The organism is Pseudoalteromonas amylolytica (genome assembly GCF_001854605.1).
GTDB classification, from domain to species: domain Bacteria; phylum Pseudomonadota; class Gammaproteobacteria; order Enterobacterales; family Alteromonadaceae; genus Pseudoalteromonas; species Pseudoalteromonas amylolytica.
Window position 1 is genome coordinate 129934 of record NZ_MKJU01000025.1, and the last position, 14708, is coordinate 144641.

Annotated in this window: 19 protein-coding genes and 1 tRNA gene; 16 read left to right on the forward strand and 4 right to left on the reverse strand. The window is 42.0% G+C overall.

Annotation, left to right across the window (positions count from 1 at the left end):
• Positions 1 to 7 precede the first annotated feature (7 nt).
• The 9 genes from BET10_RS07010 (at position 8) to BET10_RS07050 (ending at position 6319) form a co-directional block, all read left to right on the forward strand.
• Complete coding sequence (locus BET10_RS07010) at positions 8 to 817, forward strand: sulfite exporter TauE/SafE family protein (RefSeq protein ID WP_070984380.1); 810 nt, start codon at positions 8 to 10, stop codon at positions 815 to 817.
• A gap of 9 nt (positions 818 to 826) precedes the next feature.
• Complete coding sequence (gene lgt, locus BET10_RS07015; RefSeq protein WP_070984382.1) at positions 827 to 1630, forward strand: prolipoprotein diacylglyceryl transferase; 804 nt, start codon at positions 827 to 829, stop codon at positions 1628 to 1630.
• A gap of 14 nt (positions 1631 to 1644) precedes the next feature.
• Positions 1645 to 2478 carry a thymidylate synthase gene (locus tag BET10_RS07020; protein ID WP_070984384.1) on the forward strand — a complete coding sequence of 278 codons (834 nt, stop codon included), beginning with the start codon at positions 1645 to 1647 and terminating at the stop codon, positions 2476 to 2478.
• An 8-nt stretch (positions 2479 to 2486) separates the two neighbouring features.
• Entirely contained in the window at positions 2487 to 3365 is an 879-nt protein-coding gene (galU, locus tag BET10_RS07025; protein ID WP_070984386.1) for a UTP--glucose-1-phosphate uridylyltransferase GalU, read from the forward strand.
• Positions 3366 to 3617: 252 nt separating this feature from the next.
• A complete protein-coding gene (locus BET10_RS07030; RefSeq protein WP_070984388.1) occupies positions 3618 to 4214 on the forward strand; it encodes a FlgO family outer membrane protein in 597 nt (198 codons plus the stop codon).
• 13 nt (positions 4215 to 4227) lie between these two features.
• Entirely contained in the window at positions 4228 to 4905 is a 678-nt protein-coding gene (locus BET10_RS07035) for a FlgO family outer membrane protein (RefSeq protein WP_070984391.1), read from the forward strand.
• Between the two features lie 8 nt (positions 4906 to 4913).
• Positions 4914 to 5573, forward strand: coding sequence for a FlgO family outer membrane protein (locus BET10_RS07040; protein WP_070984393.1), 660 nt, complete (start codon positions 4914 to 4916; stop codon positions 5571 to 5573).
• 77 nt (positions 5574 to 5650) lie between these two features.
• A tRNA-Arg gene (locus tag BET10_RS07045) sits at positions 5651 to 5725 on the forward strand.
• A 111-nt stretch (positions 5726 to 5836) separates the two neighbouring features.
• Entirely contained in the window at positions 5837 to 6319 is a 483-nt protein-coding gene (locus BET10_RS07050; protein ID WP_070984395.1) for a DUF1203 domain-containing protein, read from the forward strand.
• A 56-nt stretch (positions 6320 to 6375) separates the two neighbouring features.
• On the opposite strand, the gene BET10_RS07055 is transcribed toward BET10_RS07050, so the two are convergent.
• Positions 6376 to 7569, reverse strand: a complete 1194-nt coding sequence (locus BET10_RS07055; protein ID WP_070984398.1) for a flagellar assembly protein T N-terminal domain-containing protein — start codon at positions 7567 to 7569, stop codon at positions 6376 to 6378.
• Between the two features lie 108 nt (positions 7570 to 7677).
• Here BET10_RS07055 and BET10_RS07060 point away from each other — a divergent pair, with 108 nt between their 5' ends.
• Positions 7678 to 8157 (forward strand): LPP20 family lipoprotein, encoded by a 480-nt coding sequence (locus BET10_RS07060; RefSeq protein WP_083330462.1) that lies wholly within the window; start codon positions 7678 to 7680, stop codon positions 8155 to 8157.
• A 37-nt stretch (positions 8158 to 8194) separates the two neighbouring features.
• Here BET10_RS07060 and flgN read toward each other — a convergent pair whose 3' ends face one another.
• The 3 genes from flgN to flgA all read right to left on the reverse strand — a co-directional run bounded on the left by flgN (position 8195) and on the right by flgA (position 9719).
• Entirely contained in the window at positions 8195 to 8623 is a 429-nt protein-coding gene (gene flgN, locus BET10_RS07065; RefSeq protein ID WP_070984400.1) for a flagellar export chaperone FlgN, read from the reverse strand.
• The gene (flgM, locus tag BET10_RS07070) at positions 8616 to 8942 is read right to left on the reverse strand and encodes a flagellar biosynthesis anti-sigma factor FlgM (protein WP_070984402.1); all 327 of its coding nucleotides are present in this window, start codon (positions 8940 to 8942) and stop codon (positions 8616 to 8618) included. The genes flgN and flgM overlap by 8 nt, the downstream gene beginning before the upstream one ends.
• Before the next feature lie 69 nt (positions 8943 to 9011).
• Positions 9012 to 9719, reverse strand: a complete 708-nt coding sequence (gene flgA / locus BET10_RS07075) for a flagellar basal body P-ring formation chaperone FlgA (protein WP_070984404.1) — start codon at positions 9717 to 9719, stop codon at positions 9012 to 9014.
• A 140-nt stretch (positions 9720 to 9859) separates the two neighbouring features.
• Here flgA and BET10_RS07080 point away from each other — a divergent pair, with 140 nt between their 5' ends.
• From BET10_RS07080 to flgE, 6 genes are all read left to right on the forward strand, one after another.
• Positions 9860 to 10792 carry a chemotaxis protein CheV gene (locus tag BET10_RS07080; RefSeq protein ID WP_070984406.1) on the forward strand — a complete coding sequence of 311 codons (933 nt, stop codon included), beginning with the start codon at positions 9860 to 9862 and terminating at the stop codon, positions 10790 to 10792.
• A gap of 17 nt (positions 10793 to 10809) precedes the next feature.
• Positions 10810 to 11643 (forward strand): CheR family methyltransferase, encoded by an 834-nt coding sequence (locus tag BET10_RS07085; protein ID WP_070985570.1) that lies wholly within the window; start codon positions 10810 to 10812, stop codon positions 11641 to 11643.
• 82 nt (positions 11644 to 11725) lie between these two features.
• Entirely contained in the window at positions 11726 to 12133 is a 408-nt protein-coding gene (gene flgB / locus BET10_RS07090; RefSeq protein ID WP_070984408.1) for a flagellar basal body rod protein FlgB, read from the forward strand.
• 5 nt (positions 12134 to 12138) lie between these two features.
• Positions 12139 to 12573: a flagellar basal body rod protein FlgC gene (flgC, locus tag BET10_RS07095; protein WP_070984410.1), complete on the forward strand. Its 435-nt coding sequence runs from the start codon at positions 12139 to 12141 to the stop codon at positions 12571 to 12573.
• A gap of 14 nt (positions 12574 to 12587) precedes the next feature.
• Positions 12588 to 13265, forward strand: coding sequence for a flagellar hook assembly protein FlgD (locus tag BET10_RS07100; RefSeq protein ID WP_070984412.1), 678 nt, complete (start codon positions 12588 to 12590; stop codon positions 13263 to 13265).
• Between the two features lie 46 nt (positions 13266 to 13311).
• Positions 13312 to 14634: a flagellar hook protein FlgE gene (gene flgE / locus BET10_RS07105; protein WP_070984415.1), complete on the forward strand. Its 1323-nt coding sequence runs from the start codon at positions 13312 to 13314 to the stop codon at positions 14632 to 14634.
• Positions 14635 to 14708 lie beyond the last annotated feature (74 nt).

Here is a 14708-nt window from a genome sequence, read left to right on the forward strand (position 1 = left end):
TGAATGTATGAGCGAAGCCATTTTGCTGGTAGTCAGCTGCGCATTGCTTGGTAGTTTTGTTGGTTTTCTTGCTGGGTTGCTTGGTATCGGTGGTGGTTTAGTCATTGTGCCTGTGCTGTCTGGTATTTTACGTTACTTTAACATTGTACCCGAGTCTCAAATTGTACTGGTGGCTATTGCCACTTCGCTGGCTTCGATTCTTTTTACGTCAACCTCTTCCGCGTTGGCGCATCATCGCAATGGAAATGTGCCTTGGAATATAGCTCCTTATGTCATGGGGGGAGTTGCATTTGGTGCGTTAATAAGTGGTTTTTTAGCGGCTTTGTTACCTGAACCTGTAATAAGAAGTATTTTTGCCGTAAGCGTCGTTTTGATCGCAATAAAAATGTTATACAGTAGCTCGAAGAAAAGTGTCACACAGCGTGCCTTACCCAGTGGTCCGGTGCTTGGTGCCTTAACCTGTGTGATGGGTGGATTATCAGCAATGATAGGCATTGGTGGTGGGGCCTTGATAGTACCGCTACTTAGTTTTTTTTCTATGGACATGAGAAAGGCCATTGGTAGTGCCTCAGCTTGTGGCATTGTGATCGCCTTGTTCGGTTCGCTAGGTTATATTACCGCAGGTAGTGCCCATTATACTTTTTCACAAGGTTTTGCGGGGTTCATCTACCTGCCAGCTTTATTTGGTATAGTGCTCACTTCATGGTTTATGGCGCCTTTGGGAGCAAAGTCAACACAGTTTTTACCTGTGTCGACGATAAAGAAAATTTTCGCAGCATTGCTACTAGTAATTGCTATTAATATGATCATTAGTTAAGGAAAGGCGATGGCGTTGCAGTTTCCACAAATAGACCCAATTATTTTTTCGATAGGCCCGCTCAGCGTGCGTTGGTACGGGGTGATGTATTTAATTGGCTTTTTATTTGCAATGTGGATGGCAAATCGACAAGCAGAAAAGCCGAATTCAGGGTGGAGCAAAGAACAAGTTAGTGACTTGTTATTTTATAGCATGCTCGGGGTAATTCTAGGTGGACGTATTGGCTATGTGCTGTTTTACCAGTTTTCATACTTTGTTGAAAACCCAGTCTATCTGCTTAGGATAGATCAGGGGGGTATGTCTTTTCATGGTGGAGCACTTGGAGTGATAGCGGCCATCGTGATTTTTGCTTTGCGTACAAAGAAGTCAATTTTGTCGGTTGGTGACTTTGTTGTTCCTCTAGTTCCTGTTGGTCTAATGGCCGGACGGATTGGTAATTTTATCAATGGGGAGCTTTGGGGGCGCACGACGGATGTGCCTTGGGCGTTTGTATTCCCAACAGGTGGCCCTCTACCACGACACCCTTCACAGTTGTATGAAGCGTTTTTTGAAGGTTTAGTCTTGTTTATTATGCTGGTGTGGTTTGCTAAAAAGCCAAGACCAGCAGGGAGTATTGCTGGACTGTTCCTATTTGGCTATGGGGTGTTCCGTTTTGGCATCGAGTACTTCAGAGAGCCTGATGCGCATATCGGCTTATATGCAGGGATGATTTCTCAAGGGCAAATATTGTCTTTACCTATGGTGCTAGCAGGTGCCGCATTGATTGCTTGGGCGTATAGAGCAAAGCCCATATTGAATCATTCTGAAAAATAACTAAGATCACCGCTATGAAACAATATTTAGATTTAATGCGCTATGTCAAAGAACATGGCACTGTAAAACAAGACAGAACTGGCACAGGCACAATCAGTGTTTTTGGCTACCAAATGCGCTTTAATTTACAAGAGGGCTTTCCTCTTGTCACCACTAAAAAGTGCCACCTTCGTTCTATTATTCACGAGCTCTTGTGGTTCTTAAAAGGTGAAACGAATATCGCTTATTTACAAGAGAACGGTGTAAAGATCTGGGATGAATGGGCGACCGAAGATGGCGAACTTGGGCCGGTTTATGGTAAACAGTGGCGCTCGTGGACGGGTGAAAATGGTCAAGTAGTGGACCAGATTAAAGACCTTATTCACCAAATAAAAACCAACCCAGACTCTCGCAGATTAATTGTGAGTGCTTGGAATCCAGCATTATTGCCTGATACACAGTATTCGCCCAAAGAAAACGCAGCGATGGGTAAGCAAGCACTGCCGCCTTGCCATACTTTGTTTCAGTTTTACGTATTGGATGGCAAGCTGTCATGCCAGCTTTATCAAAGAAGCGGAGATATATTCTTAGGCGTACCCTTTAATATCGCCAGCTATGCTTTGCTGACTATGATGGTTGCACAAGTCTGTGATTTACAACCTGGGGATTTTATCCATACATTTGGTGATGCTCACTTGTACTTGAATCACTTGGAGCAGGTTGATGAGCAGCTGTCACGTACGCCATTTGCCAAACCAACGATGAAGATTAACCCTCAGGTGAAAGATATATTTTCTTTTACCTACGAAGATTTTGAGCTTGAAGGGTATCAGGCTCATCCACATATTAAAGCACCTGTTGCTATTTAGGAGATTTAATGAAAGTTGTTATTCCAGTGGCCGGCTTAGGCACTAGAATGTTACCTGCGACCAAAGCAATTCCAAAAGAAATGCTGCCTATTGTCGATAAACCGCTCATTCAATATGTTGTAAACGAAGCGGTTGCAGCTGGTATTAAAGAAATTGTTTTAGTTACACATTCAAGTAAAAACTCAATTGAGAACCACTTTGACACAAGTTTTGAGTTAGAAGCTATGTTGGAAAAGCGTGTAAAGCGTCAATTGCTTGAAGAAGTACAGTCAATTTGTCCTGCGGGTGTTACGATTATTCATGTTCGTCAAGGTGAAGCGAAGGGCTTAGGTCACGCTATTAACTGCGCAGCCCCTATTATCGGAGATGCGCCGTTTGCTGTTATGCTACCAGACGTGCTAATTGACGAAGCTGCAAGCGACTTGTCTAAAGATAATTTAGCGCAAATGATTGGCCGCTTTAAAGAAAATGGTCAAAGCCAAATCATGGTGGAGCCTGTAGCTCATAAAGATGTGGATAAGTTTGGTATCGCAGATGTTGGTGACAAAAAGCTTAAAGCGGGTGAAAGTGCAGATTTAAATACTCTAGTAGAGAAGCCGAGTGTAGACGAAGCGCCTTCAAATCTGGCTGTTGTTGGCCGATATGTATTGAGTAAAGATATTTGGCCTTTACTTTCAAAGACTCCGCTTGGTGCTGGTGGAGAGATTCAACTGACTGACGCTATTGCAATGTTAATGGAAAAAGAAAAGGTACAAGCATATGCCATGAAGGGTAAAAGCCACGACTGCGGTAGCAAGTTGGGTTATTTACAGGCAAATGTTGAATACGCATTAAGGTGCAGTGAGTTCAGCAAAGAGCTTAAAGCACATATAAAAGGTCTTATATAAAGTAATCAACAAAGTTAATGAAAGGCGCCTAATATGGCGCCTTTTTTGTTATGTATAGGCGATTACAGCGGCAAAGTATTGCCATACTAAAATTATGAAAGAGGCAGCCGATAATAACTTTATGTAGGTCAGCGTAACCATGCTCAAGCAAGTTAGGAATATGGGTTTAAATATGTAGTACTCGTAGAACCAATAATTTGGGTATGCTTTTTGCATTTGCTAAGCAGAGTAATTTACTTAGGTTAAATAATCATGCGGTTTTTACTACTTGCGCTATGTGTAGGCTTGATTGGGTGTCAAAGCCCCAATGATGCCAAAAAGCAACATACATTGTACGTCACCCCTGAAAAGAAAATGGCTGCGTATACTGTTCACCAATATGTGGGGGATTTAAGTGTACAGCTAAGCAATATTTCTGGTGTCCGAAAGCGTAATGCTAGAATCGCTGTGATGAGCTTTTTTAAAGCCGATGGCTTAGGTGAGAAACTAGCAAATCAGCAAGCTTCAGGTTTAAGTCAGCAGATCCAAGAAAGCTTGTTAACTCAATTCACTCAGTTAGGTTATCACACAGTAGAGCACCGTTTAGAAGACCAACTTACTTTGCTTGCGAATGCCGACAGTATGCTTAGTCGTAATCTAGAGAATTTGCGTGAACGTCAGAACATTGACTTTATAGTCGCAGGAACATTAACCCAGCAGCAACATGCATATATTGTTAATGCTAGACTTATAGATATGCAAAGTGGCCGAATTGTCTCTGCGGCGACAGCAGAGATCCCCATCAATGTGATGTGGTCAGATGAAAAAGTACAGCAACGCGATGGCTTGATCTATCGTAGTGAATATTGATGAGGAACATACGATGAAGAATTTTTTATATATTTTACTACTACCGTTGAGTGTTGGCTGTGCGAACATGATGAGCAGTTGGGAGAAGCCAACGCAGCAACAAGAGACTGTCGAAAGTGGGCAGCGCAGTGTAAAGGCTCCAAGTGCACCAAAAGAAGCTTTTCAGTCTCGTAATGCAATACCCAACACGGCGAGCCAGATGGCTAGTATGAGCCGCAAAAACATTAATCACTATGTACGTGGAATAATGCAAGATATGGTCGAGAACCTGCAATATGTTAATTCAAAAACGCCTTTGGCGGTCTCTAGTTTTGTTTATTTAGATGATAACTATGATCAAGCGACACTACTTGGCAATCAATTGTCAGAAAGCTTTATGCATGAGTTACATAAGTTTGGTGTTGCGGTAGTGGACTTTAAAACGACAGATTATATGCGAGTGACCCCAGATGGCGATTTTGTGTTTAGTCGAGATTATTTGGAATTGAATGAAACACAAAGCTTTCAGTATGTACTTGCTGGTACTTTAGTTAATCACCAAGGCGGGGTGTTGGTTAACGCACGTATAGTAGGCATAAACAGTAAAGCTGTGGTTGGTTCTGCGCAAGGATTTATTCCCCAATCTGTAGTTGATGCATTAGGTAATAGCTACAGAACGGATGGTATTTTACTAAAAAAAGCCAGTAACTGAGGTATAGTATGAAACAGCGAATTTACCTTCTGAGCACACTGGTACTTGCGCTTAGTGGGTGCCAACTTCTGATCCCAACTAAGATCTATGTAGAAGAAGAGCGTACCGCACACAACCAGTCCAGCAATGCTCAAACCAAGCAACAGTTAATTGAGGACGAACTAGCGGACGAGTTTTCGGCGCTACAAAATACACGTCGCTTTAACCCATCTCAACATCACTTACGTTTAGCAAATTATGTCGAACAAATGGCGCTTGATTTGGTAGATACCATGAATTCTGAGCAAGATATTAGTATTGCAGTGGCATCATTTGTAGATTTTGACAACAATTTGCGTACTACAAATCAATTAGGAAATCAGCTAGCGGAGACCTTTATTCACCAACTACAAAAGTTTGGCTATGGGGTCGTAGATTTTAAAACTGCTAATTCGGTTTCTGTAACCTCCAGTGGCGACTTTTCATTCTCAAGAGAGGTGAAGGCACTAACGAATCAACGTATTGCTAGTCATATACTTTCAGGCACGATGATATATCGCAGTATGGGGGTGGAGGTAAATGCGCGTGTGATAGATATAGATTCAAAGCAAGTGATTGCGACAAGTACGAAGTTGCTGCCTCATTATGTGCTACAAAGCGCAAATATCGTCTTGTCCAGCGTCAATTGAAGCACAATTAAGTTGCTGACTTTTATAAAAAAGTATTGAAATTAAAGAAGCCAAAGGGCTATACTTTTAGTCACTTTGGCCCCTTAGTTAAATGGATATAACAGTCCCCTCCTAAGGGATAGTTGCAGGTTCGATTCCTGCAGGGGCCGCCAGCTCTTAATACCCATCTCAGATCAGATTTTACATAGCGACAGTTCCATTTATAGCCAGCCCCATAAAGTCATCGATCTTATACTCACCTTTTATCTAACTAGGATGGGCATATGAACACTGATTTTATTATTAAAGCGCTAGATTTAGAGCTTTTCACACCACTGATGTCTTTGGATCAGAGCGCGTTAGCTGCGGTCGATGCTAGGTGGGTTTATGTGGACTCTGTGCCAGGCTTCCCATGTCGTGTTTCTTTAGTTGATGCACAGGTTGGGGAGCGAGTTATGCTTGTGCACTTTTTTCATCATGATAGTACTTCTCCTTATCGTTCATCTGGCCCAATCTTTGTAAGAGAGCAGGCAAAAACAGCTAACCTATCGGTGAATGAGATCCCCGAAGTACTGAGCCAGCGATTACTGTCATTGCGAGGGTATAGCGCACATCATGACATGTTGGAGGCCGTTAGTGCACAAGGGGAACAGGTAAAGGGAGTGATACATCAGATATTCGCTAATCCAGAAATTGATTACGTGCACATTCACAATGCGAGCCCTGGGTGTTATAGCTGTGTAGCTTATCGAGCTGAGAGCTATTGATAGTCGGTTGATCTAGGTGGCGCGAAGAAACCGCGCTACCTAGTGAATTAAAGTTACTAGTTATCCAGAGCAAAACTCTCTTCGCTTTTGACTTGTACTTGTACAATATCATTGAGTTGTACATTGCTAAGCGGGCGAGTATTTAAGTTTACCGCTGTTGCACTTTGCATATTTACATTGACTACTTTGAGCTGGTTTATTGTTTTTGTCGTTGAGTTAATGATATTGCCATTACCCATCATGATATCGCTGCGATGCATGATAGTTAATACCTTGCCAGGTTCCAGGCCATGATCTTTACCTAAGTTGATGACAACCTGCTCACTGTCTAAATATAGAATTTTACCTTTAGTGGGAATACATGACACAGCTGTATTGAGGTCTTGACTCACTTTATTAAAAACTTCCTGAATGCGCTGCCCATAATGAGAGCGCCAAAACTTTTCGCTGTATACATCAATTAATTCAGTCTTTTCGAAAGGCCAAATCCCTTGAGTTGTATAGTGTTGGTACCATACTTTTTCAAAGGTCATGGCATCATAAAGCGCAAAATCTATCTTAAAGCTTCTCAGGTATTCATCATCTTGCCAGAACGCGTAGTCGTTATTGAGTTTATCCAACCCAGCTACATCTGTGATTTGACTTAGTAGTACATATTGGCTGTTACTATTCATGGCAATCGTTTCAACAAGCAAGTGATTGTAGTCAAACTGTTGCGTAAAATACTCTTGCACGTTTATTGCGGTATTCAAGTAAGGGATAGGCTTAACCGCATTGGTGCGCTCGTTCAGAGTATTAAACAGTCTTTGTGACACCGATTTAGATATGTCAAATATTTGACCCAGTCTTGCTTGGTGCGGCTGAGTTAGCTGACTTTGCGTGATGGCTATTTGCTTATTAAATTGTTGTGCTAAACATTGTCCCTTTGTCGCATAAATATCTAAATGTAGTGTGACGGTATATTGATCTTGCTCTTTACTTTCACTGACGAGGTTAATTTGTTGAATTTCACCATGAGATTTTATTTTCAAATCATCTTGAGCCAAGACCCCATCAGCAACGCTTTGCACGCTAGTCACGGTTGCTCCTGAGAATATAAGTGCTTGTGTGATAGCATCTTTTACGGCTGCTTGACGAGCTTGAGATACATCACGCCCTTGGGTGCTAGCATAGCCAACTACCTCATACCACTCAGCCTTAACGCCTAAGCTCATCACACATAGTGCGAATAATGTGATTGCCTTCATCATAATATAGAACCTCGAAAGATTGATAGTTAACTAAAGCAATTCATGTACCATAATTTTTGGCAAGGATTGTGCATCGTGAAATGCATTATTTTTATGAGGTGAGCAAAGATGGACATCAGTAGAACGATAAATCTAGCTAATTTTATAGTGACGGCAAGTTTACTGTTTATTCTAACTGGTTGTAGTAGTGTTTTCGACAAGCATATTGAATACGAGTACATTGAACCAGATCATTACCCCGTGTTAAAAGCAATTGGGTATGCGCCATTGAGTGCTCAGCCTGGAGAAAATGACACGCAAAAAATGCTTATGGCTGTTAAGGTTTCAAAACTAGAAGCATATCGTGAACTGACTGAGCAGGTTTATGGCCAAAATATCTCGTCAACGATGACGGTAAAAGGTGCGATAGCACAAAACGATGGATTGCAGAGTCAAGTGAATGGTGTCATTCGAGGCGCAAAAGTAGTGAAGAGCTATTCAGCAGGCGACACATATGTGACAGAACTAGAGCTTGATATGAAGCGTGTACATGATTTGTACATTACTCAAGTGAAACCTAGAAAAATCAAGCGGGTTACTTATTACTGATGTGGCTTGAGGCTCTGTTAATCACAGAGCCTGACGATCATGCTTTTAGATTTTTAACGAGTTCGTTATTTCGTGAAACGACAGCACCATCTTGGCTGTAGGTAACGGAAGAGGGCACACCTATCAAAATATCTTTTAACTCTCTTACACTTAGATGTGCTAAGTGTGCTGCATGCGCATTTACTTCGTTTTTGTGCTTACACTCTCGCAGTAGTGCATCAATTTTTGAAGCGTAATCTTTGGCTTCTTGTTGTTGAAATAAACTCTTATCAAAGCCTGACAGTTCTTTGTCAACTTTTTGAATTGTGTTGAGTAGCTGTAACTTTTCCTTAGCGAGACCCTTCAGTCCATCACCTTTCTTAGCCGCCAGCGCATCAAGCTCACTATCTAACAACTGGGTCAGAGTTGTTAAATGAGTGAGCTGCTTCTCTAGCTTATGTATGCAAAGTGAGAGTTGATCATCCATACATGTCAAACTCGAATGCAGCAATATTCTTCGCCAACTTTTGAGCGTCTATTTGATACTTGCCTTCGCTGATAGCTTTTTTAAGTTCAGCTACCTTTTCATTGTCAAATGCTGGCGCATCTTGCGCTTTGTCCTGCAGGCTTTTCAACTGCTTAGCTTGAGGTGTTAGGCTAACAGAATCAGATGCGGCTTTTTCAGGCGCTTTAGTTTGCGCATTGCTACTCGCATTTGCTTCATTTTTTTGCAACTCAGCTTTTTGTTGCTTAATATTATTAAGCACGCTGCTAGATTGCGTTTGACCTTTAACGTTATTTACCATGATTGTGACCCAAAAATTACTTTCTTGTTTAGAATATCGGCTGCTACTTGTATAACTTTAGCAAAAATTTTAGATATTGACCTCAACAGAATCAACATCTTTTACCCTTGCCGAAAGTATTTTTCCAGACTTTTGATTTTTAACTTGAATTTGCTCACCGATGTTTCCATCTTGCAAAGCTATTCCCGTTGTTTTTATAGTCAAAGTTGCTGTTTTGGCATAAATGCTGACGATATCGCCTTTACATACCATGCAGATTTGATGCATCCCAATAGGCATACCTTCTCGCAAAGTTCGCTTACTTCGGCTGCCGATTAGTAAATTTTTATCGTCTATATATGAAGCTCTGACGAAGTGCTTGGCTCTATACTCCAATTTTAGGTGCTCTTCAGTCAACAGTTCGCCTTTGGAAATAAGGGCATTACTGACGATGACAGGGAATAGTTCCTCAACACGAATATGAACGTACTGTGTCCAACCAGATAAATCGTCACATTTAAGTTGTACGGTTACCTGCCGATTAAACGGTGGCGACGCATTTGTAGATATATCGATTGGTTGCTCGCAGTAACGGATTGGAAGTCTTGCATCCAAAGGAATTGCACTAATTTGAAGTTTACTATCAGGCTTCATTGCAATTAAGTCTGCAATATAGGTCCTAGCAGCTTCTTCAAGTGCTTGATTGTTGTAATTTTGAGCATAAACTTCACAACTGAGTAGAATATATACCATTGTGGAAAAAAACCCGAAGGTTTTGGTTTTTTTTAACAAACTCATGATGTTTCGACTATGCTTATCATGTGAAAAAGGGTATAAAGATTTTGCGTTAATTGTGGCACCTCTTCAAGAGTTAAAGTTCCTTTATTAGCGTCTGCAAGTATCGTTCCGTTAAGCAATGTTATAGGTAGGAGATTGAGATGGCAGGTATTTTAGACTCAGTAAACCAACGGACACAGTTGGTTGGGCAAAACCGCCTAGAGTTGTTGCTTTTCAGGCTTAAGGGTCGACAACGTTTCGGCATTAACGTATTTAAAGTACGTGAAGTGCTCCAATGTCCACCATTGACGAACATGCCTAAGTCAAACCCTTTCGTTAGGGGAGTAGCACATATTAGAGGGCAAACCATATCGGTGATAGACATGTCTTTGGCTGTAGGTGGCCCGCCTATTGAAGACATCCATAACTGCTTTATCATCATTGCCGAATACAATCGCTCTGTTCAAGGGTTTTTGGTTGGTGCTGTAGAGCGCATCGTAAATATGAACTGGGAAAAGATCATGCCACCGCCTTCGGGTGCAGGCCGTTATTCATACCTTACCGCGGTCACTGAGATTGAAAATGAACTAGTTGAAATATTAGATGTCGAGAAAATTCTCAATGAGATATGTCCTGTGGATACCGAGGTTAGTCAAGACATAGTATCAGATGGCGAAATGCAAAAAGATTTAGGTGAGCGAATTGTTTTTATTGCTGATGACTCAGCGGTAGCGCGAAATCAGGTAAAACGAGCACTTGAGCCGTTAGGTGTACAAACTGAGCTTGCTAAAAATGGTAAAGAAGCGCTATTGAGGCTTCGGGAAATCGCTGAAGTAGATTGTCAAAATAATATTACCGAGCGAGTAGGTTTACTTATTTCTGACGTTGAAATGCCTGAAATGGATGGCTATACATTAACAGCAGAAATAAAAGCGGATCCAAAATTGGCACCCTTACACGTTATCTTACATACTTCCTTGAGCGGGGTATTTAATCAGGCCATGATCGAAAAGGTCGGTGCAGATGATTTTATCGCAAAGTTTAACCCGGATGAATTGGCAGCTGCCGTTAAAAAGTGGGTTCACTGTGACTAATGAATGGCGGTAATACTTTGGAAAATAAACACCTTCAACAAAGCGAATACGATCAATTCAGAACTTTTCTAGAGCAGCAGTGTGGTATCGTACTTGGCGATAACAAACTTTATTTGGTGAAAAGTCGTTTGGCACCATTGATGGCTCGATTTGGTGTTGATACGTTATCTGCATTGGTCAGTAAGACTTTAAGCCCTCATGAGCGGCAATTACGTGCCGCGGTGGTCGATGCTATGACCACCAATGAGACTTTATGGTTTAGGGATGCCTATCCATTTGAGTTACTAAAAACTAAGATCTTTCCTGAATTTAGCGATTTAAGAAGGCCAGTTAAGATATGGTCAGCGGCCAGTTCATCAGGACAAGAGCCATATTCTATTGCCATGTCTGCGAGCGAATTTCAAAGCAAAAGCCCAGGTGGTCTAAAGATGGGTGTCCAAATAACGGGCACCGATATTTCTAACACCATGCTGGATATGTGCAAAAATGCAGAATATGATGCGCTTGCTCTTGCCAGAGGGTTGTCGGCTGAGCGTAGAAAGAAGTTTTTTAAAGATAGTGGTAATGGTATGGCTCAGGTGGTCGACCCTATTCGCAAAATGGTTAATTTTAGGCACCTTAATTTGCTCGATTCCTATGCGTTAATGGGAAAGTTTGATGTTATATTTTGCCGAAATGTACTGATATACTTTTCTCCGCAAGTCAAAGCTAAGATCATTTCACAGTTTGCCCAAGCATTAAATCCTAAGGGATATTTGTTTCTTGGCGCTTCCGAATCAATGGCAGGGTTAAGCGATTCATTTGATATGATCCGCTGTAACCCAGGAATTATTTACCAGAAAAAACAATAGTATACGGCGGTTTTACCGCCGGCATTATTTTTGGCCCACCTTTTGCTTTAACTCCTAAGAGTCAAATTTTTGGAGTTGTGTTATGGCAATTAGTTTTGATAAGGCGTTGGGCGTACATCCACATGCAATGCTCATTCGGTCTCAACGAGCGGAAATTCTAGCAAGTAATATCGCCAATGCCGACACCCCAGGCTATAAAGCCAAAGATATCGATTTTGCACAGGCATTTAAGGCGGCAAAATCGAGCCAGCAGCGCGGCAACACTATGGTCCGTACCAATGAAAATCACCTCAATGGTGGCACTAAAATGACCGGCGGCGTTGAACTATTTCGTAATCCAAATCAAGCAGATACAGGTGATGGGAACTCGGTAGATGTACAAGTGGAACGGAACTTGTATGTACAAAACTCATTAGAGTACCAAGCAAGTTTGCAGTTTCTTTCTGGTAAGTTTAAAGGGCTAAATAAAGCCCTCGGTAGTCAAGGGTAATTATTATGAGTTTATATAACGTATTTGATATCGCAGGTTCAGGTATGAGTGCTCAGAATATTCGCCTCAATACCACTGCCAGTAACATCTCAAACGCAAACAGTATTAGTTCGAGCCAAGATAAAGTATATCGTGCGAGACACCCTGTTTTTGCTGCTGAGTTAACGAAAGCATCATCGGTGCAAGATCCCACTAAGTTAGGTGCATCAGTTGGTGTAAAGGTGTTAGGTATTGTGGAAAGCAATAAACCACTACAAGTGGAGTATAACCCTAACCACCCAAGTGCAGATAAGGATGGCTATATCTATAAACCGAATGTGAATGTCGTGGAAGAAATGACCAATATGATTTCCGCTTCACGCTCGTACCAGACAAATGTACAAGTAGCAGACGCCGCTAAACAAATGCTTAGCAAAACTTTACTACTTGGTCAGCGTTAACGGGAGTATAGCTGATGAGTAATGATATTAATGCCGCATCGTCTTCTTATTTGGATTCGCTTCGTTGGTCTGAAAAAAATAGACCAGAAGAAAAGGATGACACGTTGACGCAGGAAGATTTCTTCTCCTTGTTAACACAGCAATTGTCATATCAAGATCCAAGTAAGCCTGCGGATAACGATCAGATGATCGCACAAATGACGAACTTTACCATGGCAGAAGGTATCTCAAATCTTAACTCAAAGTTTGAAATGCTTTCGGCGTCAATGACGTCCAACTCCGCATTACAGGCATCGACGCTAGTTGGCAAAAAAGCATTACTCGAATCAGATACGATTAATATTGGCGCAGATCAGCTTGCGAAGGGATCGGTTATAACAACAGAGCCTGTTGAAAACCTGACCATTAGTATCTACGACGAAAAGAACCAATTGGTTAGAACCATGGATATGGGGAGTCGCACAGCTGGAGCATTAAGGTTCGAGTGGGACGGTAAAAACCAAGATGGCACTATGATGCCAGATGGTGAGTATACAGTTAAGGCAGAAGGTAGAGCGAATGGTCAATTTACCAGTTTGCCGATAGCAACATTTAAAAACATAGATAGTGTAAATGTGAATGGTGCCAATGGCATCATAATCAACACATCTTCTGGCGCGGTGAAACTCACTGATGTCGCAGAAATCGCATAACTATCGTTAGTCACAGAATTAACCTTACAGTACAAGAGGTGAGAGTATGAGTTTCAATATTGCATTAACAGGTTTGGCGGCCGCGCAAAAAGATTTAGATGTGACCGCAAATAACATTGCAAACGTGAATACCACAGGTTTTAAAGAATCACGAGCCGAGTTTGCAGATGTATATGCCGCATCAGTATTCAGTTCTGCGAAGACTAAAGCTGGTGATGGTGCACAAACAACCATGGTTGCCCAGCAGTTTCACCAAGGTTCGCTGAAGTTCACCAATAATTCATTGGATTTGGCCATTACAGGTGAAGGCTACTTTGCAATGAGCGAAGAATTTGGCTCTCAGGATTACACTTTTACTCGCGCAGGTGCGTTTAAGTTAAACCGTGATAATTTCATTGTTGATGCGCAGGGTAACTTTTTACAAGGTTTCCCGGTTGATGCATCAACAGGTGACACAACCTCAGTAAGTCTAAGCACCTCTACCGCGTTACAGATCCCGGATGCTTCGGGCTCTCCACGCGCAACGTCAACGATTTACTCATCATTTAATGTTGACTCTCGTGAACAAGTGCCAACGATTCCATTTGACCCAACGGAAGGCGCTTCGTTTAACTCGTCAACGTCGACCACGGTATATGATTCTTTGGGTGAACCACATGTCATGCAGCTGTTCTTCAGAAAGTCCGCTGCCAATACGTGGGAGGTGTTTGGGACATTGGATGGTACGCAATTTGATAATACGGGTACAGCGGGTGCAGGCACACCAATCACAACATTTGGTTTTGATGCCAGTGGTTTACCATCAACAACAGACGGTACTGCCAATACAGGCTCTACGTTTGACCCGTTAACCCTAACAGGTGCTAACCTCTCTGGTATGCTTTCAAATGGTGCGACATTCCCAAATGACGTTACGATGAACTGGCGAGACGAGGCGAACACGACAAACAAGCTGCCAACACAATATGCAAGCCGCTTTGAAGTGAAGGCACTTGAGCAGGATGGTGCAACAGTTGGTCGTTTATCAAGTATCGACATTGGGTCTGATGGTAAGATCATCGCGGCCTATAGTAACGGTGATTCAACTTACTTAGGCCAAGTAGCAATGGTACGTTTTTCCAACTCACAAGGCTTATCGCCTGTTGGTAACACTGCTTGGAAGAAAAGTTTAACATCAGGTGAGCCTATTGCGGGTGAGCCTGCGTCAGGAACCTTGGGCAGTATCAGTTCATCGTCACTTGAGCAATCAAACGTTAACTTAACAAATGAGCTGGTGGATTTGATCAGCGCTCAGCGTAATTTTCAGGCGAACTCACGTGCGCTAGAAGTGAATTCAACACTACAACAAGCCATCCTACAGATCCGATAATATCAAACCTACAGAAAAGGCCGCTACATGCGGCTTTTTTTATTACTGCTCATTTCTCAAAATAACTGTCATTT